This window comes from Yoonia rosea (genome assembly GCF_900156505.1).
Classification (GTDB): Bacteria; Pseudomonadota; Alphaproteobacteria; order Rhodobacterales; family Rhodobacteraceae; genus Yoonia; species Yoonia rosea.
In genome coordinates, this window is sequence record NZ_FTPR01000001.1 from 1,601,959 (window position 1) to 1,623,661 (window position 21,703).

The following is a 21,703-nucleotide window of genomic DNA, read 5'->3' on the forward strand; positions in this document are numbered from 1 at the left end:
ATATCCAAGTTTATGAAGTTACTGATCAACATCGCTCTCGCCGCACTGCTGACATCACCCGCAGTGGCACAGGAAAAAACTGTTCTTGAACGCTGGGAAGAGATGCCCACAACCGTCTTTGACGGCAGCGAAATCGACCTTGAAGAACTGAAATGGGTCCTGCGGCCACTGGTCGTTTTTGCAGACACACCCAACGACCCACGGTTTCGCCAGCAATTCGATCTGCTGATGGCGGACATTGACCGGTTGGTGGAACGTGACGTGATCATCATTACCGATACTGATCCCGATGAAATGTCGGATGTGCGGACAACACTGCGGCCGCGTGGATACATGATGGCGCTGGTCGGCAAAGACGGGCGTGTCGCCCTGCGCAAACCCGAACCGTATGATGTGCGCGAATTGTCCCGCTCGATCGACAAAATGCCCCTGCGCCAGCAAGAGATTGCAGACCGGCGCATGGTCCAGCCGTAGTCCCGCTCAGTCAAAGGATGCGCGCTTGACTAAATAGCGCCCTCCGAAAAACAGTATCAGGACCAACAGGATCACGGCTGGAACCTCATTCAGCACGTCCTGGATAATCAACGTGAAGCACACCAGCGCCGTGATGCCTGTAAAGGCCGCCGCAATCACGCTGTTTGTCCAGCCAAGCCACCGGTCAGAAAACGCAGCAAAGCTGACCACAAAAACAGCGAGCGCCACGGCCAAAGGCATCAGGATGACGACGGCAAAGAAGCCTGCCATGTCAAAGCCGCTATTGGACATCACAACGCCGAAACCGACGAAATAGCCGCCAGCGGCAGAGGCAAGGGCGATCCCGAAGGCTGCCAGATATGCCAGCCACTCTTGCAAACTATTCGAACTCCATGATCACTTCGTCGACGGCAAGGCTATCGCCAGCACCGGCCTTGATCGCCTTGACGGTGCCCTTGCGTTCAGCGCGCAGGATGTTTTCCATCTTCATCGCCTCTACGGTGCAAAGAGCTTGGCCTTCCTGCACTTCATCACCTTCGGCCACATCGATTTTCACGATCAGCCCCGGCATCGGGCAAAGCAGGTATTTCGACGTATCGGGGGCCACCTTTTCAGGCATCAATGCCGCCAATTCCGCCTGACGCGGTGTGCGCACATGTACTTTGATGTCCGCACCACGATAGCGCACGCGGAAACCACCCGAGATCTTGCCGATCTTCAGAACCAGTGGCGCACCATCTACCATCAGACGCGCCAACGGATCACCCGGTGTCCAATCGCTTTCGACACGCAGTGATTTGTCACCGATCGCAACATCCGCACCGGTTTTATCGGCGCTGATCATGACATTGCGGGACTCCCCTTGCAGGCTCACAACCCAGTCTTCGCCGACATGGCGTTCATGGTTGTCCATTCGTCCCGAAATGCGTGTGCGGCGAATTTCGGCAACGCGGTGCATCGCGGCGGCGGCGGCGGCGACGCGTTCGCAGTCGGTCTTGCCAAGGGTCACCCCTGCGAAGCCATCGGGGTATTCTTCCTCGATAAACGCCGTGGTCATCTGACCGCTGATGAATTTAGGGTGGTCATAAACCGCCGCCAAAAATGGCAGGTTATGCCCGATCCCTTCAAGCTCAAACCCGTCCAGCGCCAGCCGCATTTCCTCAATCGCGGTGGCGCGGTCGGGCGCCCATGTGCAAAGCTTTGCGATCATCGGGTCGTAATACATGCTGATCTCGCCGCCCTCGAACACACCGGTGTCGTTGCGAACCGCACGTGTCGGCGTCGCTTCCTCCGCAGGCGGGCGATAGCGGGTCAGACGCCCGATCGACGGCAGGAACCCGCGATAGGGGTCTTCGGCATAAAGGCGGCTTTCCATCGCCCAGCCGTTGATCTTGAGGTCCGACTGCTGGAACGGCAGCTTTTCACCTGCCGCAACGCGGATCATCTGTTCGACAAGGTCGATGCCCGTAATCAACTCGGTCACAGGGTGTTCCACCTGCAAACGGGTGTTCATTTCGAGGAAGTAAAAGTTCCGGTCGCCATCAACGATGAATTCAACCGTGCCTGCGCTGGTGTAGCCCACCGCCTGTGCCAAGGCGACGGATTGTTCGCCCATCGCCTTGCGCGTGACTTCGTCAAGGAACGGGCTCGGCGCCTCTTCGATGACTTTCTGGTTGCGGCGCTGGATCGAACATTCGCGTTCGTGCAGATAGACCGCGTTGCCGTGCCCGTCGCAAAGCACCTGAATTTCGATGTGGCGGGGTTGGGTGACAAATTTTTCGATGAAAATACGGTCGTCGCCAAAGCTGTTGGCGGCTTCGTTCTTGGACGACTGGAACCCTTCGCGCGCCTCTGCGTCATTCCACGCGATGCGCATCCCTTTGCCGCCCCCACCGGCCGAGGCTTTGATCATCACCGGATAGCCGACCTCATTGGAAATCTTCACCGCCTCATCGGCATCCGCAATCAGCCCCATGTACCCCGGCACCGTCGAGACATTGGCCTCTTGTGCCAGCTTCTTGGAGGTAATCTTGTCGCCCATGGCCTCGATCGCACCTTTGGGTGGGCCGATAAAGGCAACGCCTGCGGCTTCAAGCGCCTCTGCGAATTTGGAGTTCTCGGACAGAAAGCCGTAACCGGGGTGTACGGCTTCTGCACCGGTCTGCTTGATCGCATCCATCACCTTGTCGATGACGATGTAGGACTGGTTCGCAGGGGGCGGACCAATGTGTACCGCCTCATCCGCCATCTTCACGTGCAGCGCGTTGCGGTCCGCATCCGAATAGATCGCGACGGTCTTAATACCCATCTTGCGGGCGGTCTTGATCACGCGGCAGGCGATTTCACCACGGTTGGCGATGAGAATTTTCTTGAACATTATTTTACGTCCCCAAAAACGAAAAAACCGCCATCGGGGGCACACCCCGACGACGGCTTCTTTTTATTGCACGCCCCAGACGGGCGCGGTGATTTACCTTAGCGGCAGGCGCGGACGCCTGCGTCGTCGCACAATACGCCAACGGCGGCACCAGCGAGCATTGTTCCTGTGCGGTCTGTGCCAAGCACCTCGGCAGCCACGAGACCACCTGCCGCGCCAGCGACACCGCGCTCTGCGTCGTTATCGAGGCAACCTGCCAAACCAAATACTGCCACTGTCGCAAGGATGATTGATGTCTTCTGCATAATCTTAAGCCTATCGTTGTTATGTCGACCGCCCCACAATTGGTGCAATCTGCGCCACGATGAATAGCGATTTCCCCGTGATATCCAATATCACGCCTATTTTTCCGTGCGGACAGGCGGATTTCCGTTATCGGCCTGCCTGGTGAGTAAGCAGGCCGATGAGGGGAAGGGTAACGGTATAGAGAATCTGCAGCAGAAACCGCATTGTTTCGTCCTGCTACATTTCCTACCGTGCCGTAATATCCCGACCCTGAATACCCTTGTTGAAACGCAACGCGAAATTGAGCGATTTCCCGCCTAGATTGCCTCGTTAACTTTCTGTTCACACTGGCAAAAATCATCATTCATCCCCGAAAATTTCAGGGAAATTCTGGCGCGCAACTTTGACGTCGATCCGCAACATCGCCTCATAGCTGGCGGGGTCAAACGGGTCCTCGGCAGGGATGACTTCCCGCCCGAAAAGCCAGCTTAGTCGGCCTGCATCCAGATTGCCGCGCACGAAGGGTTCTTCGCCGAAGTTTTCCCAAAGTGCCTGCATAAAACCGGCATCGGCACGGCGGTCTGCCGGACGGCGGTCCGGATAACGGATGCGCTCGCTTAACGCGGTCGCCCCATCCTTGTTGGCGCGGCGCAAGGTGAACTGGAAATCCGTTCCCGGCAAACGCCCCGGAAACCCGCGGTGTTTATCCATGTATGGAAGATTAGCCATGGGCACCTCCCATTTTCAGAGAGGTGGTTCGGATGGGCCCGTAGGCCCATCCCCGATAGTGATGTTCGTTAGAAGAGCCCGTCGTAATTGACGTGCTGCTGTGCGGCCACATCAGAAGTGATCTGCTGCGGAGCGCGGTCTTGGCTGCCTGAAACGGCAACCAGCGCCATGAGCGCTGCCACCGTGAAAGCCAGAAGTCCTTGTACCATTCTTTTTGCCTGCCTCTATGCATGCAAGGCTTTTGACGATCTGTGTCACCTTGGCCCTGCGGACACGCGAGCTTAGTCTCGCGCACCCACATATTAGGCAAAAGTTCCTTTTTTCCAAAGGCCTCCAAGGCGGACTGCACCCGCTGTTGCGGCAAAGTCTCAGAACTTCGGCGGTGTCCCGCTGACCTGTCTAGATTTCGGGCGGACATCAAAAATAGCTCCAAATATAGTAGCCGGACGCAGCAGGCGTCACAGCAATCGTCGGCAGTTCTTTGCCACAGACAGAAAACAGTGACAGGCCCTGCGCGGATTTATGATCACACCGGTACATCAAAGCGGAATATTGTCGTGCTTTTTCCAAGGCGTCTGGACCTTCTTGGTACGCAGTGAGGCAAAGGCACGGCAGATCCGCTTGCGCGTGGAATGCGGCATGATCACTTCGTCGATGACACCCTTTTCGGCGGCGACAAACGGATTAGCAAAACGGTCTTCATAGTCTTTGGTATGCTTGGCGATCTTTTCGGGATCACCTGCATCGGCACGGTGGATAATCTCGGTCGCCCCTTTGGCACCCATCACCGCAATCTCGGATGTGGGCCATGCGTAGTTGAAATCACCGCGCAGGTGCTTGGACGACATCACCACATAGGCCCCGCCATAGGCTTTGCGCGTGATCACGGTGACCTTGGGCACCGTTGCCTCGCCATAGGCAAACAAGAGCTTGGCACCGTGCTTGATCACACCCGCATATTCCTGACTGGTCCCAGGGAGGAAGCCTGGCACATCGACGAGGGTCAGGATCGGGATATCGAAGGCATCACAGAACCGGACAAAGCGCGCGGCCTTGCGTGAGGCGTCAATATCAAGACAGCCCGCAAGCACCATCGGCTGGTTGGCCACCACACCGACGGTTGATCCCTCAAGGCGGATAAATCCGGTCAGGATATTCTTGGCGAACTCTTCCTGAATTTCGTAAAAATCGCCCTCGTCGGCCAGTTTATGGATCAACTCTTTCATGTCGTAGGGCATGTTCGGGTTGTCGGGAACCAGCGTATCAAGGCTTTCCTCGATGCGGTTCACGTCATCAAAGAAGGGGCGCACAGGGGGCTTTTCGCGGTTATGCAGCGGCAGGAAATCAATCAGCCGGCGCACCTCGGCAATCGCCTCGACGTCGTTTTCAAAGGCCGCATCGGCCACGGATGATTTCTTGGTGTGGGTGCTGGCGCCGCCCAGTTCCTCGGCTGTGACCTGCTCATTGGTCACGGTCTTGACCACATCGGGGCCCGTCACAAACATGTAAGAGCTGTCTTTGACCATAAAGATAAAGTCGGTCATCGCAGGTGAATAAACCGCGCCGCCTGCCGTTGGCCCCATGATCAGGCTGATCTGCGGGACAACACCCGAGGCCGTGACATTGCGCTGGAAGACTTCGCCGTAGGCAGCAAGGCTGGCCACACCCTCTTGGATACGTGCGCCGCCACTGTCGTTGATCCCGATGATCGGCGCGCCATTCTGGATCGCCATATCCATGATCTTGCAGATTTTCTGCCCATGCGTTTCGGACACCGATCCGCCCATGACGGTAAAATCCTGACTGAAGACATAGACCAAGCGCCCGTTGATCGTGCCCCAGCCTGTGACCACACCATCACCGGCAGGGCGCTCTTTTTCCATGCCGAAATCGGTGCAGCGGTGGGCTACGAACATATCGAACTCTTCGAACGAATCCGCATCCAAAAGCAACTCGATCCGCTCGCGCGCGGTCAGTTTGCCTTTGCTGTGCTGCGCGGCAATCCGCTTTGCGCCGCCGCCCATCCGGGCCGCTTCGCGCCGCGTTTCCAGTTCCTGCAAAACATCCATCAGATCACACCTCTGCCTATTGTCAGGCCTGTATAGCCCGCACCCCCGCGCACGAGAAGCGACTTCAGGAATATTTGCAAATAATGTTGTTTGCTAATTCCAATTTATGCAAATCTGCAAATCAAAGAAAATTCCGGCGCTTTGTCCCGCAGCGATGGACAAGACCTGACCAGAGGCCTAGATCACAGATATGGCTTCTCTTCCGATGATCCGCTTTCTGGATCGCACTACACCACCGCATATCATCACGCTTGTGTTGATTACCGGCATGTCCGCACTGAATATGTCAATCTTCCTGCCGTCACTGGCAACGATGACGACCTATTTTAACACTGACTATGCCATCATGCAGATTTCCCTGTCGGGTTATCTGGCGGCGACGGCTGTCTTGCAGGTCTTCGTCGGCCCGATCTCTGATCGCTTCGGGCGGCGGGTGATGGTGTTGGGATCGCTGCTTATCTTCGTGCTTGCCACCATTGGCGCGCTGATGGCGACCACAGTCGAGACATTTCTATTCTTCCGCATTATCCAAGCCGCTGTCGCGACCTGCATGGCGCTGGGACGTGCGATCGTGCGCGATATCGTTCCCGAGGATCAAGCCGCCTCAATGATCGGCTATGTCACGATGGGTATGGCGCTGGTTCCGATGCTGGGCCCGATGCTGGGCGGCGCGCTGGAACAAGCCTTCGATTGGCATGCGACCTTTGTTTTTCTGGCCCTCGCCGGCATGGCAACATTCGCGCTATGCTATTTCGACTTGGGTGAAACCGTTGCAGGCAAAGGCACCAGCTTCAGTGACCAGCTTGCCTCCTATCCCGAACTCCTGCGTTCACCGCGGTTTTGGGGCTACGTGCTTTGCGCGGCCTTCGGCTCGGGCGCGTTTTTTGCCCTGTTGGGTGGCGCATCCTTCGTCGCCTCCGAGATTTTCGGCCTTTCACCGGTATGGAGCGGGATCGCGATTGGCGCACCCGCCCTTGGCTATGCTTTCGGCAATTTCCTGTCGGGACGGTATTCAGTGCAGTTTGGCATCAACCGTATGGCCTTGATCGGGACAGCGATCACGATTGCCGGTCTTGGCATCTCGGCCATCCTGACCTTGGCAGACGTGGTTCATCCCCTCAACTTTTTCGGGTTCTGCGTCTTCCTTGGCTTGGGCAACGGCATGACGCTGCCCAACGTGATGGCAGGCTCCATCTCGGTGCGCCCGCATCTGGCAGGAACGGCAAGCGGGCTTGGCGGGGCCATCATGATCGGCGGCGGGGCTGCGCTTTCGCAATTCGCGGGCGGCATCCTCACCGTAGAAAGCGGCACACTGCCGTTGCAATTGCTGATGCTTGGCGTGTCGGTTTTGGCCATGCTGTCGGTGCTATTTGTCGTCTGGCGGGAACGCCGCATCGCTTGACGCGTCCTTTGCAGTGGCTAATGTGATTTAGCAAACTTGCAAAGGTGCGATATGGCTGTTCAGAAACTTTATGCCGGAGCAAAACTGCGTGAACTGCGTGGCAGGCTGTCCCTGACGCAAAAGAGTTTTGCCGAAAAACTCGGGGTATCGCTGCCTTACCTGAACCAGATGGAAAACAACAACAGGCCGGTTTCAACGGCGGTTGTTCTGGGGTTGGCGCAGGAATTCGGCTTTGACGTAACCGAACTGCAATCGGGTGACGAGGCCCGCCTTGTCAGCGATATGCGCGAGGCGCTGGCCGATCCGGTCTTTACCGGCCCTGCCCCTGCGCTCGCGGATATGCGCCTTGCGGCGGCGAACGCCCCTGCTCTTGCGCGCGCCTTTCTTGATCTGCACGCCGCATACCGCCAGACCCACGAACGGCTGGCATCATTGGACGAGGCCTTGGGCCGCGAAGACGCCCGCCTGCGCCCCAGCCCATGGGAAGAAGTGCGCGATTTCTTTCATTATTGCGACAATTATATTGATGCCGTCGACCGCGCCGCCGAACGGTTCGCCAGCCGCACAACCCCCGGCGAGGCAATGGCAGATGCCGCCGTGCGCATGCTGGACAGTCACGGGATTACCACCGTGTTCAAGGATGTCGCCGACATGCGGCACTTTGATCCGGCAACCAAGACCCTGACGATCTCGCAATATGCCAGTCACGCCACACAGACCTTTCAGCTTTTGCTGCAACTGGCGCTGATCGCACAAGAGCCGCTGCTGGAAGCCACGCTTGACCTTGCACGCTTTCAATCGGACGAGGCGCGCAGCATCGCCAAAGTGGGGCTGGCCAATTATTTCGCAGGGGCCGCGCTGATGCCCTATGGCGCATTCCTGTCCGCGGCTCAAGCCACGCGGCACGATCTTGAGGTTCTTTCAGCGCGGTTTGGCGCATCCATCGAACAGGTCGCCCACCGGCTGTCCACGCTGCAACGCCCCGGTGCCAAAGGCATCCCGTTCTTCTTTGTCCGCGTCGATCAGGCGGGCACGATCACGAAACGGCACTCGGCCACAACCCTGCAATTTGCACGCTACGGCGGGGCGTGTCCGCTGTGGAACGTGCATCAGGCATTCGAATTGCCCGGACAATTCCTGCGCCAATTGGCCGAAACCCCCGATGGCGTGCGCTATTTCTGCCTTGCGCGGGATGTAAGCAAATCGGGCGGTGCCTATAATGTCCCGACCCGCCGCTATGCCATCGGGCTGGGCTGTGAGGTGAAACATGCACCCGCCTTGGTCTATGCCGACCACATGGATCTTGGCGCCGCCGAGACCTATGCGCCAATCGGGATTTCCTGCCGGATTTGTGAGCGGCGGAACTGCCATCAACGCTCTGTGCCACCATTGGAACGGCAATTGCGCGTTGACCCCGACCGTCGCGGCATCCTGCCCTATCAGCTTGACTAAACGACGCATTCCCGCTGCTATGATCACATTCAGGGAGGAACGCTCATGGAACTGAAAGGTTCAAAAGTCATCGCCGCCGATATTGATACGGTATGGAGACATCTCAACTCACCAGAAACACTCAAGGCCTGCATTCCGGGATGTGAAGAGTTGACCGGTTCGCCCGAAGAAGGTTTTGCCGCAGTCGTCAAACAAAAGGTCGGGCCCGTAAAGGCGACGTTCAAAGGCGAAGTCACCTTGGAAAATGTCGTGCCCGGCAAGAGCTATACCATCACCGGCGAAGGCAAAGGTGGCGTTGCCGGATTTGCCAAAGGCGGGGCCGATGTGGTGCTGACCGAGGTCGAGGGCGGCACCGAACTGACCTATGACGTCGAGGCGAAAGTGGGCGGTAAACTGGCGCAATTGGGCAGCCGGATTATCGGAGGATTCGCCCGCAAGATGGCGGACGAATTCTTTGAACGTTTTCAGAACGCCGTCGAAGACGGTGAAGCAGCCTGATCAGGCCGCCCGGAGCGCCGCCGCGACCTGATCCTTCAGTAACATTCGCTGTTTGCGCATCTCGCTCATGTGCAGATCATCCGTGGGTTCGACATCTGTTTCGGCCCGATGAATCGCGCGGTTCAGCGCATGGTATTCTTCGTAAATCTTGGCGAAATGTGCATCATTTTCCTTGAGCGATTGCATTGCTACGATCTGGTTTGGAAACTCTTCAATAAGTTCGTGCGGGGTGTGCGACATCACAATGATCCTTTGTTGATTGGTCACTGTGATCCTAGCGTTCCCGAGCGCGGCTTTCATTGATCCGGATCAACTACCGGCGGGCCGCGCGCCAACCTGCGGCTTCGGCCTCGGCCCGCGTACAGAACCAACGCTCGCCATTGGCGGGGTTGATACGGGTGCGGTTGTAATGTTCCTGTCCGGGCATGTGATAGATACGACCCGAGGACGAGATATTACCTTTGATCGCGCAATTCCGGTTCGGCACCGGATCATCTGCGAATTGGGTGGCGCGAAAATCGGATGGCATCTGCACGTCCACGGCCCAAAGCCCGCGTTCCGCAATCGCGGCAGCCTTTTCATCAAGATCATAGGTTTCGGAATAGCGCCGGAATGCCCAGGCCATGCCGGAATAGACAATCAACTGGCCCATGTCCTGCCCGTCGACCGTACATTGCGCCACGACGCGGCCGTAACGGTCGATGTCGCGCTGTTGGCAGCGGGCATAGGTGCCTTCAAAACGATTGCGCACCGCATCGCGGGTCCAGGCGCCGCAATCCCACTGCCGCCCGTCCGCCGAACAGGGTTGCCCCATTTCCGGCGCATCAATCCCGAAAAGCCGCACCCGTGTGCCGCCCACGTCGATTGTGTCGGCATCAATCACGCGGACCGTGCCGTTGGGGGCCGCCATCGCTGGAGTGGCACAGAGCGCCACAAGAAGGGTCAACAAGCGAAACATTCTCTGAGTTAGAGAAGAGTTAAGCCCTGCTTCAAGCCCGATTGGGGATAAAGGTTAAAAGAGTGTTAACATGTCACAGGTTTCTTACCGCTGCTGCGTTTCCCAGTGCGGATGGATCCACGGCTGATCATTTGCGGGCGCCAAAGGTTGCCGTTGCAGGATGTGATCTGCCGCCTTCTCGCCAACCATGATCGAAGGCCCGTTGGTGTTGCCATTGGTGACACGCGGAAAGATCGAACTATCCGCCACGCGCAGACCCGTGACCCCGATCACACGGGTTTCAGGATCGACCACCGCCATCGGATCGCTGGGGTCGCCCATCTTGCAGGTGCCGCAGGGGTGATAGGCGCTTTCAGCGTGTTCACGGATCACGGCGTCAAGCTCTTCATCGGTTTGGGCCGCATCACCCGGTTGGATTTCATGGCCACGGAATTCATCGAATGCCGGTTGCGCAAAAATCTCGCGGGTCAGGCGGATACAGGTGCGGAAGTCTTCCCAGTCCTGCGGATGGGACATATAATTGAATTCGATTTTCGGGTGATCATTCGGGTCGGCTGACCGCAACGTGACCTGCCCGCGCGATTGGGATCGCATCGGCCCGACATGCGCCTGAAACCCGTGGCCTTCGGGGACGGTCTTGCCATCATAGCTGACGGCAATCGGCAGGAAATGGTATTGGATATCGGGATATTTGACGCCCGCTTTGGAGCGGATGAAACCTGCGCTCTCGAATTGGTTCGAACTGCCAAGGCCGGTTTTCCACAAAAGCCACTCCAGCCCGATTTTCGCTTTGCCGCGGATATTCCAATGCGCGAAAAGCGAGACCGGTTTTGTCGCGGCCTGCTGGATGTAAAGTTCCAGATGGTCCTGCAGGTTCTGGCCGACACCGGGGCGGTCGGCGATGACCTCAATCCCGTGCTCCGCCAGATGTGCGGCGGGGCCAATGCCCGAAAGCATCAGCAGTTTGGGTGAGTTCAGTGACGAGGCCGCGATGATGACCTCTTTATTGGCTTTGATCACCTCGATCTTCTTGCCACGGCTGACCTCAACCCCGACGGCGCGGCCATTCTCGATCACGATGCGCCGCGCCAGCGCATGGGTGATATTACAGTTGGGACGCTTGAGCGCAGGACGCAGGTAGGCCGTTGCCGCCGACCAGCGCTTGCCTTTGTAAATGGTGGCGTCGAACGGTCCGAACCCTTCCTGCTGCTCGCCGTTATAGTCATCTGTGACAGGATAGCCCGCCTGACGCCCTGCTTCGACAAAAGCGCGTGTGAGGGGGTTTTTGCGCGGGCCGCGGGTGACATACAGCGGCCCGTCTTTGCCGCGCCATGCCGGATCACCGCCATGGCCACCATCGTGCCAATGCTCCATCCGTTTGAAATAGGGCAGCACATCGGCATAGGACCAGCCGTGCGCACCGCTTTCTGCCCAATAGTCATAATCGCATGCGTGCCCGCGCACATAGATCATGCCGTTGATCGAGGAAGATCCGCCGATCACCTTGCCCCGTGGCGTGACCAACTGCCGCCCACCCAAATGTGGCTCGGGCTCGGATTTCATGCCCCAGTCATAGCGCGACATATTCATCGGATAAGAGAGTGCCGCCGGCATCTGGATGAACGGCCCTGCATCGGAGCCGCCATATTCGATGATAAGGACCTGCTTGCCTGCTTCGGCAAGACGGTAGGCGATGGCGCAGCCAGCAGAGCCTGCGCCGACGATGACATAATCAGCCTGCATCAGCGCGCTCCTTGCGCCTGACGGCGCTCGTCGCGGGGCGAAGAATGCGCGCAAGCGCGTGATGAGCGGGTGTTGGTATCATGGAGCATAGGGCAGAAGCCTCCGGCGGAAGTTTGAAAGGACATGGAAAGACGCGGTTATTCACCACGCGGGAAGCGCTGGTTCTCTTCGAGCACATTCAGGTCCATATGATTGCGCATGTAGCGTTCGGAGGCCTTTTGCAGCGGCTGGTAGTCCCACGGGTAATAATTGCCGTTGCGCAAGGCTTCATAGACCACCCAGCGGCAGGCTTGGGATTGGCGCACGGCTGCGTCGAATTGGGCCAAGTCCCAGCGCGTTTCGGATTTGGCGCGCAGTTGTGCAAGCGTGCCCTGATGGGCCGGGGCGTCTGCGAGGTTGATCAGTTCGTGCGGATCTGCCTCCAGATCAAACAACTGATCAGGGTCCAGCGCGCAGCGGGTGTATTTCCATTTGCCATAGCGCAGGCAGACCAAGGGCGCTTCGCTGCCTTCGGCCGCGTATTCCATGGCGACAGGCGCGTCGCGGGTGCTGCCTTGACCGAGAGGCACAAGGCTTTCGCCGGTGGTCCAAGGGGCAACTTCGGACATATCGACGCCTGCCAGTGCACAGAGCGTCGGCGTCACGTCGATTGTGCTGACAGGGGTCGTGTTCAGGCCCGGTGCCATATCAGGGCTCGCGATCATCAAGGGGACGCGTGCAGAGCCTTCAAAGAAGGACATTTTGAACCACAGCCCCCTCTCGCCCAGCATATCGCCGTGATCCGACACGAAGACGATTGTCGCCTCTTGCCGCGTGTCCTGAAGCGTTTGCAGTATCTCTCCGATCTTGTCGTCCAGGTAGGAGATATTGGCGAAATAGGCGCGGCGCGCGCGCCTGATATCGTCATCCGTGATCTTGAAGTTGTCACGGTCGTTGGCATCAAGGATCCGCCGCGAATGCGCATCCTGATCGGCGTAGGGGATTGGTCCGACCTGTGGCATCAAATGGGCGCAGTCTGCGTAAAGGTCCCAGTATTTCTTGCGCGCCACATAAGGATCGTGCGGGTGCGTAAAGCTGACCGTCAGGCACCAGGGCCGCGCGTCATGTCCGCGTGACAGGTCATACAGCTTGCGTGTCGCATTATAGCAGACCTCGTCATCATACTCCATCTGGTTGGTGATTTCGGCCACACCCGCGCCTGTCACAGATCCCATGTTGTGATACCACCAATCAATCCGCTCTCCGGGTTTGCGATAGTCAGGGGTCCAACCGAAATCAGCGGGGTAGATGTCAGTTGTCAGACGTTCCTCGAAGCCGTGCATCTGATCCGGGCCGACAAAATGCATCTTGCCCGACAGGCAGGTCTGATAGCCCGCACGCCGCAGGTGATGGGCATAGGTCGGGATTGAAGAGGCAAATTCGGCAGCATTGTCATAGACACCCGTCCTCGATGGCAAGAGCCCCGACATGAATGATGCCCGCCCCGGCGCGCAGAGCGGTGAGGCCGTATAGGCGTTGGCAAAGCGTGTTGACCGTGCCGCCAGCGCCTTGAGATTTGGTGCATGCAGCCAATCGGCAGGCCCATCGGGAAACAGCGTGCCATTCAACTGGTCAACCATGATGATCAGGATGTTGGGGTGTGTCATTGGGTCCGTCCCGCCAGTTCAATGTGTAAAAGAGCAAGCGCCTGTCGCGTGGCATCTGATTGCTCGGATGTCATCCGCGAAAGTCCCTGCCGTAGATAGAGCCCGTCGATCAGTGCAGCGATTCGTGTTGCGGCCCCTTCGGCGCGATCGCCAATAAGCGGGCGCAGATCGTGCAGCAAGTTACTGTGAAGCCGTCTTTGATAAATGCGCAGCAGCGCATGGGCATTGGCGGAGGTCTGCGCCAGCACATAGAAATTCAGCCATGCGGCAATCACCTCGGGCTGGAAATTGTTTGCAGTAAACCCCGCGCGAACAATCGCCTCAAGCCGCTCTTTATGGCCTTTGGCCTGCCTCAGCGCGCTGCATACTTCATGTCTGTAGTCCGAGAGCGTGTGGCGCATGGCGGCCAGAAAAATCTGCTCCTTGCCGCCAAAATAGTGATGCGCCAGCGCTGACGACATGCCCGCACGCTTGGCAATATTGCTTACCGTCACGTCCAGATTTCCGACAGCACCGATTTCGTCAATCGTGGCTTTCACTAAGGCCGCGCGGCGGATAGGCTCCATTCCAAGCTTGGGCATGTTTTCCTCTTCATGGGTGTGTCCGAGCAGATAATTGGTTCTTTATTGACTCGTCAATCAAGAAAAAACTGGGAGAACGATATGAAACTGAAATCAACCCTTTCCGTGCTGGCGATCTGCGCGGCCGCGCCGGCCTTGGCGGACTGTGACACCGTCACCTTCTCTGATGTGGGCTGGACCGATATTACCGCGACAACAGCCGCGACAACTGTGGTGCTGGAAGCGCTCGGCTATGACACCGACATCAAGGTGCTTTCCGTGCCTGTGACCTATATCTCGCTGGCCGAAGGCGATGTGGATGTGTTCCTTGGCAACTGGATGCCCACCATGGAAGCCGATATCGCACCTTACCGCGAAGCAGGCACAGTCGATACGGTCCGCGCGAACCTTGAAGGTGCCAAATATACGCTTGCTGTGAACCGCGCGGCCGCGGACATGGGGATCGCCACCTTTGCCGATATCGCGGCAAATGCAGATGCGCTGGACGGCAAGATCTATGGCATCGAACCCGGCAATGACGGCAACCGCCTGATCATGGATATGATTGCGGCTGATGCATTCGGCCTGAGCGATTTTGAAGTCGTCGAAAGTTCCGAGCAGGGTATGCTGGCGCAGGTTGACCGCGCCTCTGGCCGCGATGAGCCGATTGTTTTCTTGGGCTGGGAACCCCACCCGATGAACGCTAACTTCGATATGTCCTACCTCGAAGGCGGCGATGACTGGTTCGGCCCCAACCTTGGTGGCGCGACCGTGTTCACCAACACCTCGGCAGGTTACGCAGAAAGCTGCCCGAATGTCGGCACGCTTTTGAACAACCTGGAATTCTCGCTCGCCATGGAAAACGAGATCATGGGTGCCATCCTGAATGACGGAGCCGATCCTGCGGATGCCGCAACGGCTTGGTTGAAAACAAACCCTGATGCTTATGTGGCCTGGCTTGACGGTGTCACCACCAAGGACGGTGGTGATGCGGTCACAGCCGTGAACGCCGCCTTGGGCATGTAAGACGGTTTTGACAGGCCCCCACGCGGGGCCTGTCGCATTTAAGACGGAAGGTGCGGCATGGACTGGCTGACGGAGAACAAAATTCCGATTGGAGCATGGGCGAAATCCATCTTTGATTGGATGAACAACAACCTCGGCTTTTTCTTTGACTGGCTGTCCGACACGATGGAAGCGCTGATCGATGCGATCCTCTGGGTGCTCGAAACACCGCATCCGTTCTTTATTATCGCCGCCTTTGCTGCGCTCACGTGGTTGCTGCAACGTAACTGGAAAACACCGCTCTTCATCGTGGTTGGATTCCTGTTCATCCTGAACCAGGACTACTGGGAAGAGACGATGCAGTCGCTGACGCTTGTGCTCTCGGCCTGCGTCGTCTGCATGGGAATTGGGGTGCCTGTGGGGATTGCCGCCGCGCATCGCCCGCGCCTTTACCGCGCGATGGTGCCGGTGCTGGACCTGATGCAAACCCTGCCCACGTTTGTCTATCTGATCCCCGCGATTGTTTTCTTCGGCATCGGCATGGTGCCCGGCCTGATCGCAACGGTGATCTTTGTTCTCCCTGCCCCGATCCGTCTGACCTATTTGGGCGTTTCCTCGACCCCTACGCCACTTTTGGAAGCCGCCCAAGCCTTTGGCGCGACCAAACGGCAGGTACTCTTCAAGGTCGAACTGCCCTCCGCCCTGCCGCAAATCATGGCAGGGCTCAACCAGACGATTATGCTGTCGCTGTCGATGGTCGTGATCGCGGCCTTGGTCGGGGCCAGCGGGCTTGGCGTGCCGGTGATCCGCGCGCTGAACACGGTGAACACCTCTCTGGGCTTTGAAAGCGGCTTTGTGATCGTCGTGGTCGCCATCATGCTGGACCGGATGCTGCGGGTGAAATCGAAATGAATGCTGTTGAATTTGATAACGTCTCGATCGTCTTTGGCGCACGGCCGGAAACCGCCCTGCCCTTGATGGATCAAGGTCTGGAACGCCCCGAAATTCGCGAAAAAACCGATCAGATTTTGGGGGTGCATAATTGCTCGCTCAATGTCGCGGCGGGCGAAATTCTTGTGCTGATGGGGTTGTCGGGGTCAGGTAAATCCACACTGTTGCGGGCCGTCAACGGCCTGAACCCCGTGATCCGTGGCGAAGTCCGCATTTTCGACGGCGACTGGACCTGCAGTGTCGGCAATAGCTCCGAGGCGGACTTGCGCCGTGTGCGCCGCGAAAGCGTCTCGATGGTGTTTCAGCAATTCGGCCTGCTGCCATGGCGCACCGTGCGCGATAACGTGGGCCTCGGGCTTGAACTGGCGGGGATGGAGCCCGCCGCACGACGTGCCCGGGTCGATCAGGAACTTGAGATGGTGGGGCTGGCCGACCGCGCCGATGCGCTGGTGGGCGAACTCTCGGGCGGCATGCAACAGCGCGTGGGGCTTGCACGCGCCTTTGCCACCGATGCACCGATCCTGCTGATGGACGAACCTTTCTCGGCGCTTGATCCGCTGATCCGCACGCGGCTGCAAGATGAGCTGCTCGAACTGCAAAAACAACGCGGGCGCACGATTATCTTTGTCAGCCACGATCTGGATGAAGCCTTCAAGATCGGCAATCGCATCGCGATCATGGAAGGCGGGCGGATTGTCCAATGTGGCACCCCGCGCGATATTTTCACCAATCCCGCCAATGGCTATGTGGCCGAATTCGTCGCCCATATGAACCCGCTGGGCGTATTGACCGCACGCGATGTGATGACCGATGGGACCGCAGAGGGTATTGCAATTGATGTGGAAACACCGGTGCAGGCGATCATTGACCAGATTGACGGAACCGGCCTGCAAGTTACCGAAAACGGTGCGCCGATTGGGGTGGTGACACAAAGCTCGCTTATCGCAAGGCTCAGTCCCCAAGCGGACTGATCCGATATTTTCCATGTCCCTTCAAACTTCCGCCGGAGGCATCACACCTTTGTCGCAGGTACCGCAGGCGTGATGTTACGCCGCGCCACAGCCTCGCGCCACGTGATGAAACTGACCGAGGCCATAATCACAGCACCACCGAAGATGACCCAACCATCCATGGCCTCACCGAAAACGACAGCGCCGAGCAAAACCGCCCAGACCAGTTGCAGGAACGTCACCGGTTGCGTCACCGTCAGCGGTGCGGCGGCAAAAGCCAGCGTCATGGAATAGTGCCCCGCCGTGGCAAAGCAGGCCACCAGAAACAGCCATCCCATTTGCGACAGCGTCGGCGTCACCCAGACGGCCCAAGCAAAAGGGGCCAAGCCCACGGTCACTGTGATCGACAGCATGCCGACAACGACAGGGGCCGATACTTCGCCCGACAACTGCTTGGCGATCAGGTAGCCGATCGCAAAAAACACGGCCGTGCCGAGCATCGCGATATGGCCGATTTCCACCTCACGCACACCGGGTCGCAGGATAATGATCGCACCAATCAGCGCCATGATGACGGCCGTCAATCGGCGCGGCGGAAGGCGTTCGCCCAAAAACAACGCCGCGCCCAACGAGACATAAACTGGCGAAAGATAATTCATCGCCGTGACTTCCGCGATGGGGATCCGCGCCATGGCAAAAAACCACAGGATCACCGCCAGCGTATGCACAGCCCCCCGCGCCCAGAACAGCTTTTTCTGCCGGCCCGTCAGATGGGCCGCCAGAATGGGCCGGATCATCGGCAACAAAAACACCAGCCCCAGAACATAGCGCAGAAACGCGGCCTGCGCGGCGGGCACGTCATCGCCCACGTGTTTGACCACAGCCGTGACAGCGACGAACATCAGGCCGGTAAAGACCATCCAGAAGATGCCCACAACTGGGCGCGATTGTGCTTGGGATGCCATGCGCTATCCGTGGCACTAGAGCGCACCAAAGGCAAGCGCGCAAAAACCGCTGGATGAAGACGCGGAAGGCTCGTAACAACGGTTGCATGAAAATACTCTTTCTTGGCGATGTCATGGGCCGTGCGGGCCGCGCTGCGATTACCACCCACCTGCCCCGCTTGCGGGCGGCGTGGAAGCTGGATTTCGTCGTGGTGAATGGCGAAAATGCGACCTCTGGCATGGGGCTTTCGGGTGATCATGCGAACCTGCTGCTGGATGCGGGCGCGGATGTGGTGACCTTGGGCGATCATGCCTTCGACCAAAAGGACATGCTGGGTTTTATCGAGAAAGAACAGCGCATTATCCGCCCGATCAACTACTCCAAAGCCGCCCCCGGCGTCGGTGCACGGGTGTTTAACGCACCCGGCGGACGCAAGGTGCTGGTCGCGCAGGTGCTGGGGCAGGTCTTTATGAAGCGGCCCTTTGATGATCCGTTTTCAGCGCTGGACGCTATCTTGCGCCAGTACCCGATGGGCGGTCAGGTCGCGGCCAGCCTGATTGACATCCACTGCGAGGCCACGTCCGAAAAAATGGCTGTTGGTCATTTCTGTGACGGGCGTGCCAGCATCGTTGTCGGCACCCACACCCATGTGCCCACGGGCGACGCGATGATCCTGTCCGGTGGCACTGCCTATATGACCGACGCGGGCATGTGCGGTGACTATAACTCTGTTATCGGCATGGAAAAAACCGAACCCCTGCGCCGGTTCATCACCGGTATGCCGAAATCACGCTTCACCCCTGCGGCGGAAGAAGCGACACTCTCTGGCCTGTATGTCGAGACCGACAATATGACGGGCAAGGCGACCAGAGTGGAAATGGTGCGCCAAGGCGGGCGACTGTCACAGGCGGGTCCTGCATGATGTCTGAACGCGCGCGGCTGACAGGGTTCCTGTTGCTGCTGGGGTGTGGATGGGGGCTGACGACGCCGTTGATCAAGATCACGGTGACGGCAGGGTACCAGCCCTTCGGGATCATCTTCTGGCAAATGCTGATTGGCGCCGTTCTTTTGGGTGTTCTGCGCTGGCGGCAGATGGGGCGCATGCCGGTCACGGCCAAAACGCTGGCTGTCTGGCTGATGATCGCAACGATCGGCACACTTATTCCCGGCACGGCGAGCTATCGCGCGGCCTTTCATCTGCCGTCCGGCATTATGTCGATTGTTATTGCCACCATCCCCATGATGGCCTTTCCGATTGCCTTGGCTTTGGGCAACGACCACTTCTCGATCCGCCGTTTGGCCGGACTTTGCCTTGGTCTGATCGGCGTCGGCCTGATCGCCCTGCCCGAGGCAAGCCTGCCGGAACGCGCCATGATTGCCTTTCTGCCCTTGGCGCTGGTCGCCCCCCTTTGCTACGCCTGCGAAGGCAACATCGTGGCCCGCTGGGGCACAGCGGGCCTTGATCCGTTTCAGGCCCTGTTCGGGGCATCGGCCATCGGCACAGTGATCGCACTGCCGATCGCACTTGGATCGGGACAGTTCTTTGTGCCAGCTGCCCCCTTCATCTTGGCGGATTTCACGCTTTTGGTCGGTTCAATTGTGCATGTGCTGGTTTATGCGGGCTATGTCTGGCTCATTGCGCGCGCGGGATCGGTCTTTGCGGGCCAAGTCAGCTATGTTGTCACCGGATCCGGCGTTTTCTGGGCGATGCTGCTTTTGGGCGAAACCTATAGCATCTGGGTCTGGCTGGCACTCTTGTGCATGGGCATCGGGCTGAGCCTTGTACAACCACGGCTTGCCGAACCAACGCCACTGGGCGAAACTAAAGTTCATGGATAATTTTCTGTCACTCACACAGACGCAAAGCGCCATCCTCACCATGGCCGTCGTGCTGGGCATGTTTGTCATGTTCCTGCGCGAAGCCTACCCGACCGAAGTCGTGGCCATGATCGGGGTGTCGATCCTGTTGGCCACCGGTGTGCTGCCATATGAGGCGGCGGTGGCCGCCCTTGCCAACCCAGCCCCTTGGACGATTGCGGCCATGTTCATCATTGTCGGCGCTTTGGTGCGCACCGGTGCCCTGAACGCCCTCACCCAACTGGCCGAACGGCAGGCCAAGGTCAGCCCTGCACGCGCAATCGGCGGGGGGCTGATCTTTGTTGCCTTTGCAAGTGCGATCATGAACAACACACCACTCGTTGTTGTGATGATCCCCGTCTTTGTCCAACTCGCGCGGTCCTTGGGCACCTCTGCATCGAAATTGCTGATCCCGCTCAGCTATGCCGCGATTGTCGGCGGCACCATGACGCTTTTGGGGACATCGACAAACCTCTTGGTGGATGGGGTCGCGCGGGCGGCAGGGCTTGCGCCCTTTGGTATCCTCGAGATTTTCCCGATCGGTGTCGTGGTGGTGCTTTGGACATTCACCTACCTCTATTTCATGGCCCCCCGCCTGCTGCCCGAACGGCAGAGCATGGCGACGATGCTCTCGGACCGGTCCAAGAAAAAATTCTTCTCCGAGGCTGTCATCCCACCCGACAGCAACCTGATTGGTCGCGAAGTCATGGGTGTGCAACTGTTCAAGCGTGATGGTGTGCGCCTGATCGACGTCGTGCGCGGGGATCAATCGCTGCGCCGCAACCTGAAGAATGTCACCCTCCAGGTGGGCGACCGGGTCGTTTTGCGCACCGAGATGACCGAGCTTCTGTCGCTGCAAAACAACAAGGAGTTGCGGCGCGTCGACCAGCTGTCCGCCGTGGAGACAAAGACCGTCGAGGTCCTGATTACGCCGAACTGCAAGATGGTGAACCGCCGGCTTGGATCAATGCGCCTGCGGCGGCGTTACGCGGTTTATCCGCTGGCCTTGCACCGGCGGAACGCCAACATCAGCGCGCAAATCGACGATATTGTCATTCGCGTCGGTGATACGATCCTGCTGGAAGGTGCCCCCGAGGACATCCAGCGTCTGGCCGAAGATATGAACCTAGGTGATGTGTCCGAAGCGTCCCAGCGCGCCTACCGCCGCGGTCATGCTCCGGTGGCGATTGGCGTTCTGTTGGCCGTTGTCACATTGGCAGCCCTTGGCGTGGCCCCGATCCTGATGCTGGCGATGCTGGGTGTCACGGTGGTGCTGATGACCGGTTGTATTGACGCGGATGAAGCATTTTCCCATGTGGATGGCCGCTTGCTCGCGTTGATTTTCGCGATGCTGGGGGTGGGATCGGCGCTGCAGTCCTCTGGCGCTGTCGGCATGATTGCCGACACCTTGTCGCCGGCCATGCTGATTATGCCGCCCTTTCTTGTGGTGCTTTGTGTCTATCTGCTGTCCAGCATCCTGACCGAGCTTGTCTCGAATAACGCGGTTGCCGTCGTCATGACCCCGATTGCCATCGGCCTGGCCAGCGCCCTTGGCGTTGATCCGCGCCCCTTGGTCGTGGCTGTGATGATTGCAGCAAGTGCAAGCTTTGCCACGCCGATCGGCTATCAGACCAACACGCTGGTCTACGGCCCCGGCGGGTATAAATTCTCAGACTTTCTGAAATTCGGCATCCCGCTGAACCTGTCGCTGGCGCCAATTGTTTCCTTTGTGATTCCCTTTATCTGGCCCCTCTAGACGGGGTTGCGGGGGCCGTGGTGCTTGCCTTATAGAGGCGCAGATC

22 protein-coding genes are annotated in these 21,703 nt (G+C 58.4%); 10 read left to right on the forward strand and 12 right to left on the reverse strand.

Going from position 1 to position 21,703, the window contains the following annotated elements; all coding sequences use genetic code 11:
* The first annotated feature begins 12 nt into the window (after nucleotides 1-12).
* On the forward strand, nucleotides 13-474 hold the full coding sequence (locus B0B09_RS07945) for a DUF4174 domain-containing protein (protein WP_076659108.1): 462 nt from the start codon (nucleotides 13-15) through the stop codon (nucleotides 472-474).
* A gap of 6 nt (nucleotides 475-480) precedes the next feature.
* Here the strand turns inward: B0B09_RS07945 and B0B09_RS07950 are convergent, their stop codons facing one another.
* The 6 genes from B0B09_RS07950 to B0B09_RS07970 all read right to left on the reverse strand — a co-directional run bounded on the left by B0B09_RS07950 (nucleotide 481) and on the right by B0B09_RS07970 (nucleotide 5,937).
* Nucleotides 481-852, reverse strand: coding sequence for a hypothetical protein (locus B0B09_RS07950; protein ID WP_076659109.1), 372 nt, complete (start codon nucleotides 850-852; stop codon nucleotides 481-483).
* A 1-nt stretch (nucleotide 853) separates the two neighbouring features.
* Entirely contained in the window at nucleotides 854-2,851 is a 1,998-nt protein-coding gene (locus B0B09_RS07955) for an acetyl-CoA carboxylase biotin carboxylase subunit (RefSeq protein ID WP_076659110.1), read from the reverse strand.
* 98 nt (nucleotides 2,852-2,949) lie between these two features.
* Nucleotides 2,950-3,156: a hypothetical protein gene (locus B0B09_RS07960; RefSeq protein WP_055294479.1), complete on the reverse strand. Its 207-nt coding sequence runs from the start codon at nucleotides 3,154-3,156 to the stop codon at nucleotides 2,950-2,952.
* 340 nt (nucleotides 3,157-3,496) lie between these two features.
* A complete protein-coding gene (locus tag B0B09_RS07965) occupies nucleotides 3,497-3,847 on the reverse strand; it encodes a hypothetical protein (RefSeq protein WP_207552149.1) in 351 nt (116 codons plus the stop codon).
* Nucleotides 3,848-3,933: 86 nt separating this feature from the next.
* Nucleotides 3,934-4,074 carry a hypothetical protein gene (locus B0B09_RS17930; RefSeq protein WP_165689309.1) on the reverse strand — a complete coding sequence of 47 codons (141 nt, stop codon included), beginning with the start codon at nucleotides 4,072-4,074 and terminating at the stop codon, nucleotides 3,934-3,936.
* A gap of 330 nt (nucleotides 4,075-4,404) precedes the next feature.
* Nucleotides 4,405-5,937, reverse strand: a complete 1,533-nt coding sequence (locus tag B0B09_RS07970) for an acyl-CoA carboxylase subunit beta (RefSeq protein ID WP_055294476.1) — start codon at nucleotides 5,935-5,937, stop codon at nucleotides 4,405-4,407.
* A 187-nt stretch (nucleotides 5,938-6,124) separates the two neighbouring features.
* Here B0B09_RS07970 and B0B09_RS07975 point away from each other — a divergent pair, with 187 nt between their 5' ends.
* Genes B0B09_RS07975 through B0B09_RS07985 form a run of 3 tightly spaced genes read left to right on the forward strand, consistent with a single transcriptional unit; the run spans nucleotide 6,125 to nucleotide 9,286 of the window.
* On the forward strand, nucleotides 6,125-7,336 hold the full coding sequence (locus B0B09_RS07975) for a multidrug effflux MFS transporter (protein WP_076659112.1): 1,212 nt from the start codon (nucleotides 6,125-6,127) through the stop codon (nucleotides 7,334-7,336).
* A 51-nt stretch (nucleotides 7,337-7,387) separates the two neighbouring features.
* Complete coding sequence (locus B0B09_RS07980) at nucleotides 7,388-8,788, forward strand: helix-turn-helix domain-containing protein (RefSeq protein ID WP_076659113.1); 1,401 nt, start codon at nucleotides 7,388-7,390, stop codon at nucleotides 8,786-8,788.
* Between the two features lie 45 nt (nucleotides 8,789-8,833).
* Nucleotides 8,834-9,286, forward strand: coding sequence for an SRPBCC family protein (locus B0B09_RS07985; RefSeq protein ID WP_055294470.1), 453 nt, complete (start codon nucleotides 8,834-8,836; stop codon nucleotides 9,284-9,286).
* Here B0B09_RS07985 and B0B09_RS07990 read toward each other — a convergent pair whose 3' ends face one another.
* The 5 genes from B0B09_RS07990 to betI form a co-directional block, all read right to left on the reverse strand.
* Complete coding sequence (locus tag B0B09_RS07990; RefSeq protein ID WP_076659114.1) at nucleotides 9,287-9,526, reverse strand: HP1242/YdcH family protein; 240 nt, start codon at nucleotides 9,524-9,526, stop codon at nucleotides 9,287-9,289.
* Between the two features lie 73 nt (nucleotides 9,527-9,599).
* The gene (locus B0B09_RS07995; protein ID WP_076659115.1) at nucleotides 9,600-10,244 is read right to left on the reverse strand and encodes a thermonuclease family protein; all 645 of its coding nucleotides are present in this window, start codon (nucleotides 10,242-10,244) and stop codon (nucleotides 9,600-9,602) included.
* An 84-nt stretch (nucleotides 10,245-10,328) separates the two neighbouring features.
* A complete protein-coding gene (gene betA, locus B0B09_RS08000; protein WP_076659116.1) occupies nucleotides 10,329-11,987 on the reverse strand; it encodes a choline dehydrogenase in 1,659 nt (552 codons plus the stop codon).
* A 137-nt stretch (nucleotides 11,988-12,124) separates the two neighbouring features.
* Nucleotides 12,125-13,633, reverse strand: coding sequence for a choline-sulfatase (betC, locus tag B0B09_RS08005; protein ID WP_076659117.1), 1,509 nt, complete (start codon nucleotides 13,631-13,633; stop codon nucleotides 12,125-12,127).
* Nucleotides 13,630-14,214: a choline-binding transcriptional repressor BetI gene (gene betI, locus B0B09_RS08010; protein WP_076659118.1), complete on the reverse strand. Its 585-nt coding sequence runs from the start codon at nucleotides 14,212-14,214 to the stop codon at nucleotides 13,630-13,632. Before betI ends, betC begins: the two co-directional genes overlap by 4 nt.
* Nucleotides 14,215-14,295: 81 nt before the next feature.
* Here betI and choX point away from each other — a divergent pair, with 81 nt between their 5' ends.
* Genes choX through choV form a run of 3 tightly spaced genes read left to right on the forward strand, consistent with a single transcriptional unit; the run spans nucleotide 14,296 to nucleotide 17,120 of the window.
* Nucleotides 14,296-15,219 carry a choline ABC transporter substrate-binding protein gene (choX, locus tag B0B09_RS08015; RefSeq protein ID WP_076659119.1) on the forward strand — a complete coding sequence of 308 codons (924 nt, stop codon included), beginning with the start codon at nucleotides 14,296-14,298 and terminating at the stop codon, nucleotides 15,217-15,219.
* A gap of 57 nt (nucleotides 15,220-15,276) precedes the next feature.
* A complete protein-coding gene (gene choW / locus B0B09_RS08020; RefSeq protein ID WP_076659120.1) occupies nucleotides 15,277-16,110 on the forward strand; it encodes a choline ABC transporter permease subunit in 834 nt (277 codons plus the stop codon).
* On the forward strand, nucleotides 16,107-17,120 hold the full coding sequence (choV, locus tag B0B09_RS08025; protein ID WP_076659121.1) for a choline ABC transporter ATP-binding protein: 1,014 nt from the start codon (nucleotides 16,107-16,109) through the stop codon (nucleotides 17,118-17,120). Before choW ends, choV begins: the two co-directional genes overlap by 4 nt.
* Nucleotides 17,121-17,161: 41 nt before the next feature.
* Here the strand turns inward: choV and B0B09_RS08030 are convergent, their stop codons facing one another.
* Nucleotides 17,162-18,064 (reverse strand): DMT family transporter, encoded by a 903-nt coding sequence (locus tag B0B09_RS08030; protein ID WP_076659122.1) that lies wholly within the window; start codon nucleotides 18,062-18,064, stop codon nucleotides 17,162-17,164.
* Nucleotides 18,065-18,150: 86 nt separating this feature from the next.
* Here B0B09_RS08030 and B0B09_RS08035 point away from each other — a divergent pair, with 86 nt between their 5' ends.
* Genes B0B09_RS08035 through B0B09_RS08045 form a run of 3 tightly spaced genes read left to right on the forward strand, consistent with a single transcriptional unit; the run spans nucleotide 18,151 to nucleotide 21,657 of the window.
* On the forward strand, nucleotides 18,151-18,966 hold the full coding sequence (locus B0B09_RS08035) for a TIGR00282 family metallophosphoesterase (RefSeq protein ID WP_076659123.1): 816 nt from the start codon (nucleotides 18,151-18,153) through the stop codon (nucleotides 18,964-18,966).
* Nucleotides 18,963-19,883: a DMT family transporter gene (locus B0B09_RS08040; RefSeq protein WP_076659124.1), complete on the forward strand. Its 921-nt coding sequence runs from the start codon at nucleotides 18,963-18,965 to the stop codon at nucleotides 19,881-19,883. Before B0B09_RS08035 ends, B0B09_RS08040 begins: the two co-directional genes overlap by 4 nt.
* Nucleotides 19,876-21,657, forward strand: coding sequence for an SLC13 family permease (locus B0B09_RS08045; RefSeq protein ID WP_055294449.1), 1,782 nt, complete (start codon nucleotides 19,876-19,878; stop codon nucleotides 21,655-21,657). Before B0B09_RS08040 ends, B0B09_RS08045 begins: the two co-directional genes overlap by 8 nt.
* Nucleotides 21,658-21,703: the final 46 nt, after the last annotated feature.